This window comes from Candidatus Neomarinimicrobiota bacterium (genome assembly GCA_034716895.1).
Taxonomy (GTDB): domain Bacteria; phylum Fidelibacterota; class UBA8477; order UBA8477; family JABMPR01; genus JABMPR01.
This window is the reverse complement of record JAYEKW010000120.1, coordinates 24,288-36,706: the sequence shown is the minus strand read 5'-3', so window position 1 is coordinate 36,706 and position 12,419 is coordinate 24,288. Positions and strand designations below refer to the sequence as shown.

11 protein-coding genes are annotated in these 12,419 nt (G+C 45.4%); 7 read left to right on the top strand and 4 right to left on the bottom strand.

From position 1 onward, the window contains the following. Nucleotides 1-491 precede the first annotated feature (491 nt). The 7 genes from U9Q77_07780 (at nucleotide 492) to U9Q77_07750 (ending at nucleotide 7,879) form a co-directional block, all read left to right on the top strand. Nucleotides 492-695 carry a hypothetical protein gene (locus U9Q77_07780; protein MEA3287259.1) on the top strand — a complete coding sequence of 68 codons (204 nt, stop codon included), beginning with the start codon at nucleotides 492-494 and terminating at the stop codon, nucleotides 693-695. Between the two features lies 1 nt (nucleotide 696). Next, nucleotides 697-1,842 (top strand): glycerate kinase, encoded by a 1,146-nt coding sequence (locus U9Q77_07775; protein MEA3287258.1) that lies wholly within the window; start codon nucleotides 697-699, stop codon nucleotides 1,840-1,842. A 114-nt stretch (nucleotides 1,843-1,956) separates the two neighbouring features. Further along, nucleotides 1,957-4,035 carry an ATP-dependent DNA helicase RecG gene (gene recG / locus U9Q77_07770; protein ID MEA3287257.1) on the top strand — a complete coding sequence of 693 codons (2,079 nt, stop codon included), beginning with the start codon at nucleotides 1,957-1,959 and terminating at the stop codon, nucleotides 4,033-4,035. Nucleotides 4,036-4,142: 107 nt separating this feature from the next. Further along, the gene (locus U9Q77_07765) at nucleotides 4,143-4,556 is read left to right on the top strand and encodes a hemerythrin family protein (protein ID MEA3287256.1); all 414 of its coding nucleotides are present in this window, start codon (nucleotides 4,143-4,145) and stop codon (nucleotides 4,554-4,556) included. A gap of 34 nt (nucleotides 4,557-4,590) precedes the next feature. After that, nucleotides 4,591-5,376, top strand: a complete 786-nt coding sequence (locus U9Q77_07760; GenBank protein ID MEA3287255.1) for a GNAT family N-acetyltransferase — start codon at nucleotides 4,591-4,593, stop codon at nucleotides 5,374-5,376. Between the two features lie 17 nt (nucleotides 5,377-5,393). Next, nucleotides 5,394-6,140 carry an ABC transporter ATP-binding protein gene (locus U9Q77_07755; GenBank protein ID MEA3287254.1) on the top strand — a complete coding sequence of 249 codons (747 nt, stop codon included), beginning with the start codon at nucleotides 5,394-5,396 and terminating at the stop codon, nucleotides 6,138-6,140. Nucleotides 6,141-6,250: 110 nt separating this feature from the next. Next, the gene (locus tag U9Q77_07750) at nucleotides 6,251-7,879 is read left to right on the top strand and encodes a hypothetical protein (GenBank protein ID MEA3287253.1); all 1,629 of its coding nucleotides are present in this window, start codon (nucleotides 6,251-6,253) and stop codon (nucleotides 7,877-7,879) included. Between the two features lie 70 nt (nucleotides 7,880-7,949). Here U9Q77_07750 and U9Q77_07745 read toward each other — a convergent pair whose 3' ends face one another. From U9Q77_07745 to U9Q77_07730, 4 genes are all read right to left on the bottom strand, one after another. Further along, the gene (locus U9Q77_07745; GenBank protein MEA3287252.1) at nucleotides 7,950-8,432 is read right to left on the bottom strand and encodes a peptidylprolyl isomerase; all 483 of its coding nucleotides are present in this window, start codon (nucleotides 8,430-8,432) and stop codon (nucleotides 7,950-7,952) included. An 88-nt stretch (nucleotides 8,433-8,520) separates the two neighbouring features. Further along, nucleotides 8,521-9,234 carry a glycosyltransferase family 25 protein gene (locus tag U9Q77_07740; GenBank protein ID MEA3287251.1) on the bottom strand — a complete coding sequence of 238 codons (714 nt, stop codon included), beginning with the start codon at nucleotides 9,232-9,234 and terminating at the stop codon, nucleotides 8,521-8,523. A 110-nt stretch (nucleotides 9,235-9,344) separates the two neighbouring features. Next, nucleotides 9,345-12,080: an MMPL family transporter gene (locus U9Q77_07735; GenBank protein ID MEA3287250.1), complete on the bottom strand. Its 2,736-nt coding sequence runs from the start codon at nucleotides 12,078-12,080 to the stop codon at nucleotides 9,345-9,347. Nucleotides 12,081-12,221: 141 nt separating this feature from the next. After that, a partial coding sequence (locus U9Q77_07730; GenBank protein ID MEA3287249.1) for a hypothetical protein occupies nucleotides 12,222-12,419 on the bottom strand: 198 nt, incomplete at its 5' end.

Genomic DNA, 12,419 nt, shown 5'->3' with positions numbered 1-12,419 from the left:
CATGCTAACGCGTGGTGGTGACAGGTCTACTCGACATAAATAGTGTTTTCTACCTGAGACAAAATTTATCGCGCATTTAGAGGTGAAGAGGGTATTATACCAGTTTCACTTCCAAATTAGCCATAACTCCTGCATCTTTTCCATTTTTACTTCACTTAAAATGCTCACCATAGCTTAGGCTATGCTTCACATTTAAAGATCGTAAAAAAGAAAAATATTTTGGATTTAATGGCTACTTTAGAACTGAAGATGGTATTATACAGAAAGCAGACAATAGTGTTGTAGGCATGACGATCTTTAGCCTAAATAATTCATAGCCACTAAGTCACCAAGACACAAAGTTAAATAAAATATATGCTTATCAAAAATTATCACTCACAGATGCAAATAATACTGTTTAAAATGACCTTGTTCATAACTTTAATACTTTTCGTGACTTAGTGTCTTCGTGGCAATAATTCATGAATAATGCAGGTTAGAAGGGTTCACAAATGAAAAAACGAGCCAAAATCGGTTTGCTCATTTTAACAATTTTTACACTCTGTTCAGGCTGTACAACCTTGAGTCAGAACATTACCAGCGTAGCTGACCTCTCCAACAATTCAACCCGTCCGCAAAATGAGGTGATCATTCATGACCAGTCGGAATTTCAGAAACTGGATGATGGTTTGAGCTGTCTTTCAATGAGAGTTTAAAGTGAAAAAAGGGTTCACCATTATTGTTGCACCCGATTCCTTTAAGGGGTCGATTAGCTCAAGGGATGTCTGTGACGCCCTTGAAAAGGGAATTCTGAAGCAGTCACCTGATTCAAAAGTGATCAAAGCCCCCTTGGCCGACGGCGGCGAAGGAACCATTGATGCTCTTGTCCTGAATACATCTGGACGTTATATCTCTCTGGAGGTCAGTGATCCATTGGGGGAGCCGATTATAGCCCATTATGGTATCCTGGGAGATGAGCAAACCGCTGTGATCGAGATGGCCGAAGCTTCGGGCTTGACCCTCGTTCCAGATAATCGAAGAGATCCCGATATTACGACAACCTATGGAACCGGTGAACTGATCAAAAATGCTCTGGAACAAGGCTGTCGACGGATCATTATGGGCATCGGTGGCAGTGCTACCAATGATTATGGAGTCGGCGCACTGCAGGCTCTTGGCTTTTCGTTTAAAGATGAGCGAGGTGTTGAAATTGGCTTTGGCTGCAGCGAGTTAGCCCGAGTGGAGCATATCGATATCAGTAGACGGCATATACTGCTGGATAATGTTGAATTTCTGATTGCCTCTGATGTAGATAACCCACTCCTGGGCAGCACTGGTGCAACCTACATGTATGCCCCTCAAAAAGGAGCGGCCCCAAAGGCACTTCTCGGTCTTGAGCATGCTTTGAAACATTTTAACACAGTAGTGGAGCAACATTTTGAGCGATCCGTGTCCGCAATTTCCGGCGCTGGTGCCGCAGGTGGTTTTGGTGCTGGCCTGTTAGCCTTTTTGAATGGAAGAATGCACTCGGGAGCAAACCTGGTCATGGACTGGATCGGGTTTAAACAGCTGTTTGAGAAAAATGCTATCGATCTGGTCATCACCGGGGAGGGCTGTATGGATAGTCAGACCATCCATGGCAAATTACCAGTAGCTGTTGCCCGAATCGCCAAATCCTTTTCCGTTCCGGTGATTGCCATAGTTGGTACAAAAAGGGCGGGCTTCGAAGCAGTGTTTGAGCATGGAATTGATTCGGTTTATAGTATTAGTGAGGTTGCAGAATCAGTTGAAGAATCAATGGCAAAGCCAAAAAAATGCTTAGTTCAGACTGCACGCAAGGTGATTCGCCAAGCAAGACTATAATCTGTGCTGATCTGCGTAAATCTGTGAAAAAGATATTTTGGATAACTCTGTGTTTCAGGCAATAAGCAAAATTCACAGTTTCGATTTACAAACTCGCTCTTAAATTGAAATTATATGAACCTTGAAACTCATATCAGTTCCCTGAAGGGGGTTGGATCACGCAAGACCGAGGCGTTGGCAGAGGTTGGTATTTTCACGCGGGGTGATCTCCTGGAACACTTTCCCCGGCGTTATCTCGATCGCTCCACCGTTACCTTTACAACAGATCTTCGTAGAGATACCAGTGCCACTGTCGTGGGGAAGGTCAGCGGAAGCCAAATGCGGCGCGGCAAAAGACGCTCCTATTTTGAAATGGTAGTGGCGGATGAAAGGGGGTATTTGAAGTGTCGCTGGTTCAATGGTGCTCATTGGATCCAGAAACGCTTTAAAAAAGGCGATGTTGTAGCAGTCAGCGGTAAAGTCGATTTTTATGGTGGCTTTCAGATGGTTCATCCGGACTTTGATATTCTTTCTGAAGAAGGCACCAACCCCATCAACACTGGAATCATTGTTCCCCTTTATCCCTCTGGTCAAAAGCTGCAGTCAGCCGGGCTGGACAGCCGTGGATTTCGAAGACTCCTGCGTCCCCTCATGGAAGGTATCGAAAACCGCCTGGAAGAATTTTTGCCCATAGAGCTATTGGGGCGATTCAAATTGATGGGTCTTGGTGAAGCTGTTCGGGACATCCATTTCCCCCCTAACATGGAGGCTCTGAAAAATGCCCGGCATCGACTCAAATTCAACGAATTATTTTTTATGCAGTTATTGCTGGCAGTGCGCCGCCAGAGTCAGGTTGAAACCGTTAAACAAAACAGGTTCGATGGTTTTGGTGAATACATGGCCTCTCAATATGAAAAGCTACCCTTTGAATTGACCAAAGCCCAGAAACGGGTCATGAATGAGATTTGGGAGGACCTTAAATCGTCCCACCCCATGAATCGTTTATTACAGGGGGATGTGGGCTCCGGAAAAACGGTAATCAGTCTTTTAGGGGCTGCCATTGCTGCTGGAAATGGCTATCAAACAGCTATTATGGCTCCTACTGAAATTCTGGCAGAACAACACTTCAAGAATGCAGTCAAGTTTTTTGATGGAACCCCGATCAGGGTAGTGTTATTGATCGGTTCTCAAACGGTGACCCAGAAGCGGGATCTGCGCAAAGCTCTAAAGGAAGGCTATTACCATGTGGCCATTGGAACCCACGCTCTGATCCAGGGAAAGGTGCAATTTAAAAATCTGCAGTTTGTGGTTATTGATGAACAGCATCGATTTGGGGTATTGCAACGAGGCGAATTGTTGGAAAAAGCAACTGAGGCTGATGTATTGGTCATGACTGCCACACCCATTCCCCGGACATTGTCCATGACCCTTTTTGGTGACTTGGCAGTTTCAATTATTGATGAACTTCCCGCCGGACGCCAGAAGATCATCACCCGCAAGGTGGATGTGCACATCCTGCCAAAAGTTCACGAATTCATCCAGTCAGAACTAAAAGCGGGACGGCAGGCTTTTGTAGTTTATCCACTCATTGAGGAATCTGAAAAGATCGATTTGGAAGCAGCCACTCTGGGTTACGAAAAATTCAAGGCTGAATTTAACGCATACAAGGTGGCTTTGCTCCACGGCAGAATGAGCTCTGATGAAAAAGATGCCATTATGCAGTCATTTTCCCGGAATGAGATCCAGTTGTTGGTAAGTACCACAGTGATCGAGGTGGGAATTGATATTCCCAATGCCACCGTTATGCTCATTGAGAATGCAGAGCGGTTTGGCTTGGCACAACTACACCAGCTTCGGGGGCGGATCGGTCGAGGAGAACATCGCGGGGTCTGTGTCCTGGTCCATCGGAAAATGAGTCCTGATTCCCTGGATCGCCTGAACATTATGGTGGAAACCCTTGACGGGTTCAAAATTGCAGAAGAAGATCTCCGCCTGCGGGGTGCCGGAGATGTTTTTGGCACCCGGCAATCTGGATTGCCAGCTCTAAAAATTGCCAATATTCTATGGGATGGAGATATTCTAAAAGAGGCTCGTAAAGCAGCCTTTACTCTGATCCAGCATGATCCCCACTTGCGAAAAGGAATCCATGCGAGAATTCGCAATATTGTACTGGATAAATATGCTGAGTATTCAGAAATGGCGGGAATTGGATAGTCGCAGCATGTTGAAGTTTATTTAGCAGTGAATATAATCAATGACACCTCTGGATAATAACAGTCAAAAGTATTATCTTCCAGACTTAATTGCTGGAGGAAGGTATTGTGTTCAAGTGGACCGAAGATATGCAGATCGACAATGGTCAGATAGACGAAGACCATAAAACCTTATTAGCCATTGCAAACCGGGTGTTGGAACTGAATCGTCCAAATCGTGATGTTGAAGAAATAAAGCAGGCGATCCGCGAGTTGTATGATTATGTCAAATATCACTTTACCCGGGAAGAGGAATTCATGCAGAACTCGGCTTATCCGGAATATGAGGATCATCATAAAAAGCATGCAGCTATTGTGGCCGACATGAACCAATATCTAACCAGCGCTCACCATATGGCTGATATTCTCAGCAACTTTCGTTACTTAGTGAATAAATGGGTCGTTAACCATATCATGGAAGAGGATAAAAAGATACACGTATTCATGGTAAGCAAGCTGTCTGCAGAAAAACAATCTGAATGACCCGCCTTCAATTCCCACTCCAGGATCTAACCTGATGCTCACCTCTACCCTGAACACAGAACTAGAAAAACGCGATCTTCAGCTTGTGACAGCAGGAGAAGTTAAAGGTTTTGTCGATGCTGCAGACGAAGTAAGCCTGGTGTCCTGGCCGGAGTTTATGCTGCATGATGAAGTTGCCAATCAATACTGGTACACTCTGAATGATAAATTTGCCAATTTCCAGTTCGCGCTCCTCAACAAGACATCCCATCAGTGGGTTGCTGTGGGAAACAGTATACCGGTCCACTGGACAGGTGAGCTTCAGAATCTTCCTGATGAGGGCTGGGACTGGGCTCTGGAATCAGGTATGACAAGTGATGAGTCACCGAACCTCCTCTGTGCCCTGGCTATCCAAATACTTCCGGATCAACGGGGTGTTGGCCTGAGCTCCCTCATGGTCAGGATCATGAAGGAAATAGGTCATCATGCCGGATTTGACCAGCTCATTGCTCCAGTGCGCCCGAGCCAAAAATGTGATTATCCACTGCTGTCTATGGAGACTTACATCGGCTGGCAAAAGGATGATAAATGTTTTGACCCCTGGATTAGGGTTCATGAAAGACTGGGTGCCCAAATCATGAAGATCTGCCCACAATCGATGCAGATTAGCGGGCGTGTTAAGGAGTGGCAGGATTGGACAGGATTATCTTTTCAATCAAGTAGCACATACATTATTTCAAGCGCTTTAACGACAGTTAAAATTGATATAGCAAACGATAGTGGGATTTATACAGAACCAAATGTTTGGATGGTTCATAGATACAATAACCAAAAAGTGTAGAAGAAGATGAACTTGAAATGATAAAACTGACCCAGCTGTATAAACAATTTGAAACCACTTTAGCTGTAAATGACCTTTCGTTACATGTTGAGAAAGGTGAGCTCTTTAGCTTTTTAGGTCCCAATGGTGCCGGAAAAACCACCACCATAAAAATGATGGTGGGATTGATGACACCTACTTCAGGGTCGCTTAAAATGGGTGGCTTTGATCTTAAAAAGGAGCCCCGGAAAGTCAAGTCGATCATTGGCTATGTTCCAGATGCAGCTTTTCTCTACCAACATTTGACTGGCCTGGAGTTGTTAATGATGGTGGGTCAATTGTACTCCATGGATAATACCCTCATTAAGCAGGAGCAGGAGCAACTTACAGAGCGTTTATTTATGCAGGAGTGGTTAGGAGATAGAATTTCAGGATATTCACAAGGAATGAAACAGCGCCTGGCCTTTGCCTCGGCGTTTTTACATCAACCGGAGATCCTGATCATCGATGAACCCATGGTTGGCCTGGATCCCAAGACAGCTAGAATTATTAAGGATATGCTAAAAGAACGCAGCCGGAGTGGTGTGACTGTGTTCATTTCCACCCACAACCTGGCGGTGGCAGAAGAGCTATCAGATCGAATTGCCATTATCAACCGTGGAAAACTTCTGGGAGTCGGAACCGTAGAATCATTTCGCTCTGTTTCCGGCGACCGGGAAAATCTTGAAGAACGTTTCCTCCGAATCGTTGAAGAGGAAGAGGCGCGCAGCGGTGCGCGGGTTTGACCGGACCGTCAATTTCCTGACAGGAGCCACTAAAAATTGAAATATAGAATAGAGGTTATTCAATAGTTACCCAAAAAGCCCAACTCCTATTTCGGGTTAAACAGCAAAGCATGCGGGGTTTTCTCGCGGGGGTATTCAAGAAAAAGCGCTTGGAGATTCTGGTTTCCAGTTTCATTGTGTTGGCACTTATTCTAGGTGGATATCGCTTGTTTTTAAGCGGGGGACAATTTTTGATCCGCCAGGGAGAGCTGGGAGAGGTTTTCCTGGAGCGCCTGTTCTATTTGGGCTGGTCCATTATTTTTTACCTGTTGGTTCTATCCAATCTGATCACCGGTTTTTCTACATTCTATCGCTCACCTGAGGTGGCCTTTTTGATGACCATGCCCCTGGAAGACGTTCAGATTTTCCGGGTGAAGTTCATCGAGAACCTGGTCTACAGCTCCTGGGCCTTACTTATTATAGGAATTCCTCTAACCCTGGCATACGGTGAGCTACAGGGTTTGTCGTTTCCCCAGTACGGCATTGTGTTTTTTACCGGGATACTACCCTTTTTGTTTATTGCCACGGTCTCCGCTGGACTGCTTCTGCTTTTCCTGGTTTGGCTCTCACGCTTTTGGAAGATGCGGACCATCTTTGTTTTGCTGGGTTTGCTGTTCACAGGATTGTTTTACCTGTATTTCAGTGTTGGTCAACAGAACACTATCCTGACGGGCAATATGGGTAACTTTCGAGCCCTGGGACGATATCTATCAAATTTATCCCATCAGCCCTTTCCGTTTATTCCCAGTTTTTGGTTAAGTGAGCTTTTTCAGGGAAGCGGAAGTGTGCTCTGGACGGAACGTCTCTTCTTTTCAGCTTTGTTTGTGAGCACCGCTGCCCTGGGTTGGGAAATCATTAGTTGGGTTGCTGGAAAGACCTACTTTGCCAGTTATCAGATCATGGAAACACAGGGAAAAAAAGAAAAGAAGAAGGCTCTAAGCCGAGTGTTTACCCTAGATTGGCCGGGAATCCGCAGTCCAACAAAAGCAATGATATCAAAAGATATCATTCAGTTCTTACGAACCCCCCAGCAATGGGTTCAGTTTTTGATGATGGGCTTTTTTATAGCAATTTACCTGATCAATCTCTCCCGAGGAAAAATACATTTTTCAGAACTACCATCATTTTGGCGAACCACGGTCTACATCTTTAATTTTGGTTTTACCGGGTTCATCCTGGCCGCCCTCACCGCTCGTTTTGTTTATCCCATGATCAGTATGGAGGGGCGGAGCCTCTGGATACTGCAAATGTCGCCATTTTCCATGAAGCGTCTATTTATTGAAAAATTCTGGGTTGCCTTTTTTGTCCTTTTCACCACAACTGAGGTGGTGGCTCTGGTTTCAAATTTCTTTTTGGATCAGCAGATGGAGGTGTCTATCCTGTCCAGTGGGTTTTTACTGATGACCAGTCTGGCGTTGATTAGTTTATCCCTTGGATTAGGTGCGGTTTACGCTCAGTTTAACGAGAGTAATCCCATGAAGATCAGCAGCGGCTATGGGGGCATCATTACTGTGATGCTTAGTCTGATCTATGTGGGTTTTTCGGTAACCGCATTGATCCTGGTGATCAATCTGTACCAATCAAACGGATCAAACATGATCATTGGCGCTACCGTAGGAGCTATAGTGGTTCTGACAACACTCTACACCTGGTTGCCCTTAAAATGGGGCTTACGGGCAGTCAGTCGGTACGAACCTTAAATTGTGACTTGATCAAGAACGACGGAATTTTTCCGGTTCTGTCAGCGCATGGGTTGATCCATAAATGGTATTAACCTTCAGTTATGATCACTTTTTCCATGACATCATCCTGGCGGATGCTGTTCAATACGTCAAGACCAGCTGTAAGCTTACCAAAAACTGTGTGGCGGCCATCGAGATGAGGAGTTGAGCCGTGGGTGATAAAGAATTGACTGCCGTTAGTACCTGGGCCTGCATTGGCCATGGAAATTACATTGTCGATGTGACGCAAGGGATTATTGGCAAATTCATCTTCAAATTGATAGCCCGGTCCACCCATACCCGTGCCCGTTGGGTCGCCACCCTGTACCATGAAATCATCAATAACACGATGAAATTTCACATCATCATAATACCCTTCTCTGGCAAGGAATATAAAATTATTGACTGTCTTCGGTGCGTGTTCGGCAAAAAGCTTCAAAGTCATACTGCCCCTGTTGGTTACGATCTCTGCCGTATAGTTTTTATCAGTATCGATTTTTAATTTTGGTGGTGTGTTCCATTGTTGTGACATTTGATGGGTCCTTTATTGGTAAATTCATTATTGTCAGGGGACAAAATATTCACCGCGGTTTCGAACCCAATCAAATAATGGAACAATATCACCCCAGGATCTTCTGACGAAGTTTCTGTATCAGAAGTTTGATGGGCCGGTTTTTTATCCGGTCTGGGTCATTGATGTTTTTCCGGGTGGAATCAAACCCGATAAGAGGCGTTGTGGCGATCTTATCAAAAAGAAAGTACGCTTTGAATTGATCGAATTTCTTCCTAAGAATTACATCCTTTGAATTACGATTATTGTAGGGCAGGAGCAGCGCTTTCATTTTTTCCACACTGGATGATTTAATTAAGTAGGCAAAATGCCCGGAGTTGACGCTTCGTTTTTTAGTGTTCATCCGCGGAGAGCCAACCAGCTCGTTTATGGGTTTGCAATCCAGCTTGTGCCAGCCCAGCCAAAACATATCCCAATCGCCAGGGAGCTGATCCAGAGCGATCTTTTCCAGTTTGTTCATGAATTTGCGCTTTATGATGGCATCATCTTCAAAGACCAAGCCCACTTTACAATCAGGATCTGCAGCGATCTTTTCCCAAACATGTATATGGCTGAGGAGCGTTCCCAAACTGCCGGCCATTCTCAACTCAAAATCATTTGAAAGATAGCCGCGACGGTGATAATCTGTTATATCAACATCTAACCCATAGATAGCCGGGAACCATTCTACATCAAGCTGAGCTCGTTTGGCAAACCTGTAGAAATGTTTCCGACGTTTAGGGTTTTGCTTAAGACTGATCACATAAGCTTTGTCAAAATTCAAAAGAGAGTATTCCTGACTTTTGTTTAATGAAGAGACACAAGTATGAACTATTCCTGTTTTGAGTTCAGTCACTTTTCAGTGGCTGAACTCGATATTGTTTTTGGTAAAGTCTATTTTGTCTTGACTCGATCAATTAAACCCATAAAAGCTGGTAATACGATAATTGTGGTTAGAAAACACGCACCGACCCCAAAGATCAGGGCGTAAGACAGGCTGGCATATCCACGGAAGGGGGAGAACATCATGGACCCGAAGGCCAACATGGTTGTGAGAGATGTTAACAGGACGGCTTTCCCCGTGCTGGAAAACACAAGGTGGGCTGACCGTGGACCCTCAATTCGCCAGCGATGAACAACATGTACCCCGTCATCTATACCAATTCCCAAGATCAAGGGCAGGGCCATCACGTTCATCATGTCTAGCTGGAAGCCGAAAACTTGCATCAATCCGATCATCCAGACAGCGCCAATGGCCAGAGGCAACATGGCAATAAAGGCATATTTAAAGCTTCTGAAATCGATCAAGAGAATAACAAACACCAACACAAGGGTTAGCATTGCGGCATTTCGTCCATCCCGGGCAATGATATCGAACAAAGCACGCATGATAGGCGGCATCCCGGTACTGCGCTTGCTAATCGATTCTAGCTCACGACCAAACTGATCCAGGAAAAGTCTGTTCTGCCAGATATTACCCGAAGGCAAGACGGTTGTGAGGAACAATGATCTATCCTTACTGGCATAGCGATCAACAATAGATTCCGGCAGAGATTCCAGGGTTATGGGTGTTGTATTGGTCATTTTAAGTACGCTGGCAGTGAAGTAGTCAGCATAACTATCCTGAAAAACATTGAGTCGTTCTGCCAGGATCCCTTTTTCCTTAGCCAGTAAATCGTATAGCCGACTGAAGATGGTATTACCTGGAGGCTCTTCTACGCTCCCAACGATCTCTGTACAACGGGAATAGACCTTGTCCTGGCCACCTAGAAATGCCATGGTTTGGAACTCCATAATATTCATTTCCAACCGCTCGACCTCCTGATGGACTAACGCTACATCTTGATCTGACAAGACGGATATTTGTGTTTCGGCCATGAGGTTTCTGATTTCTGTGATGTATGGAATTCGTCTGGCCTGTTGCGCTTCTGATGGTAGAAAGGTTGAAATATCGTCCACAGTTGCAACCGAAGGCAAGTCTTTGGCTTTGTTTCTAACGGCTCTCGATTCCTCAACACTTTCCGAAACCAGATAGGCAAAATCCATACTCAGATCAAATTTATCCTGAACCGTATCCTGGAGCATGATGCTGGGCAGGCCTTCAGCTTCAAGATCCATCATGTTGTGGTTAAAGGTGATCTCCTTGGCGGAAAAGGCAAGAAGGACGGTAATTACCAATACAGCCGTCAGGCTAATCCAGGGATTATTCTGGATAAGTGTACCTACTTTCCCCAATGAAGTAAATGTTATATCCTTCACTTGATTTTTTACAGGGAGACCCTTTTTAAGTTTTTTGCCTTCCGACCGGCGTTCTCTAACAACCATTAGAGTGGGCAACACCACAAAGCTGGAGACCATGACGGCTAACAGGCCAATGGCCGTGACCAGTCCCAATTCACTCATGGCGCGTGAATCCCCGATCATCAGCGCCAGGAAGGCCACTGCAGTGGTTAAGGCGCCAGTGGAGACCCCTTTGCCGCTTTTCTCCAGACCAGCCAAAGTGGCTTTTTCAAGCGAGAGCCCCCTGGCTCGCATTTCGGTAAAAGTTGAGATTACGTGGATGGAGAAATCGATTCCCAGACCAATCAAGATGATCATAAACATGGCGGTCATGATGTTGAGAACGGGTACCACGATGGCTACCAGTCCCGCAGCCCAGATGAGACCAATGATCAGGTTTACCAATGCCAGAACGGGTGCCACAGCCATTTTGAAGGCCATGTAGAGCAATGCACCGATAGCAATCATGGAAAGCAACATGGATATTTCCAGACCCTGAGTACTATAGTACATCTCATCTCGACCAACGGCAATCGCACCTGATAGACCAGCCTGAACATTGGGATGTTCTTTCAGGACGTCATTCAGGACCGCTTGAACTGCATCGGTTCCGTCCACGATCATGAAAGCATCCGTCATGCTGAAGGTTGGAACCAGATTCATTATAAGTGCTTGTTTGTCGTAAGAGAGGAAATATGGCTCACCAAGGAGCAGTTTATCCACGGCCGCTTTGGCAGCAGAGCCCTCGATTGCCCCTGTTTTCAGCGTCTGCTCCATCTCACCCAGCCAGCTATTGATCCCATTCAGGAAGATGAGCGCTCCATCTTCTTCTTCTCTGGAGGATATGGGCTCCTCTGGCTGGATAAATTCCTTCTCAAAGGAGTTATTAATATTGGTAAGCAGTCCTGTTAGACCCGGATCCTGAAAAACAGCCTTCATGTTCTTCAGGTTATCCTCCTTCATGAGCATAAATCCATGCTGTCTCATAAAGTCAAGATCGGCCTTGTAGTCCACTCGACGAGCATAGACCATGGGTTCCTTGTCCTTACCGGGGATGGTCAAGGGTTCCAGAACGCGAGGAGCCAGATCGTCGGCAAAGGCTTTGATGTCGGTCTCTGCTCCCTGAACAACAACGATAATGCTGGAGGCTGACTGAAACTCTTCCAGGATACGGTCGAATTCAATGGTTCGCGGATCTCCTTTTGGGAGCATGTCTGACCATTTAGGGGTCATAGACATTCCACCAGATAGAACGATAGTTATCAGGGTAACTAACCCAATGCTCCACAGCATCAACTTGGTCTTGTTTACTGCCAGGTCGGCCAGCTTTTTGATCAAGCGATCTCTCATCTCTGATCCTTTCTTAACGTAAAGTATACTTAGACACGAGTCACACGAACTGGACAAATGGCACACGTGCTTTGATCATTTATCAACATAAAATCTATTTCGTGTTTATTTGTGACCATCGGTGAAATTCGTGTCCAGTCATTAAAAATTACCTAATAATCGTAATCGGAGACCCCAATCCTGGAGTCCGAACTCTGTATCATCTTCACCCCAGGATAGATTGCCCTGGAGGGAGATGTTCGTGTTTTCAAAAACGTTCCAATCGACTTGTGGACCAATGCTGCCACTGCCGTCGTTGAAATTAGTAATGGCAATGGCGCTCAAGCCGACAAAATCAAA

Coding starts and splice junctions, on each gene's coding strand:
- U9Q77_07780 (MEA3287259.1), top strand. CDS start 492: ATGAAAAAACGAGCCAAAATCGGTTTGCTCATTTTAACAATTTTTACA.
- recG (MEA3287257.1), top strand. CDS start 1,957: ATGAACCTTGAAACTCATATCAGTTCCCTGAAGGGGGTTGGATCACGC.
- U9Q77_07760 (MEA3287255.1), top strand. CDS start 4,591: ATGCTCACCTCTACCCTGAACACAGAACTAGAAAAACGCGATCTTCAG.
- U9Q77_07755 (MEA3287254.1), top strand. CDS start 5,394: ATGATAAAACTGACCCAGCTGTATAAACAATTTGAAACCACTTTAGCT.
- U9Q77_07750 (MEA3287253.1), top strand. CDS start 6,251: ATGCGGGGTTTTCTCGCGGGGGTATTCAAGAAAAAGCGCTTGGAGATT.
- U9Q77_07745 (MEA3287252.1), bottom strand. CDS start 8,432: ATGTCACAACAATGGAACACACCACCAAAATTAAAAATCGATACTGAT.
- U9Q77_07735 (MEA3287250.1), bottom strand. CDS start 12,080: ATGAGAGATCGCTTGATCAAAAAGCTGGCCGACCTGGCAGTAAACAAG.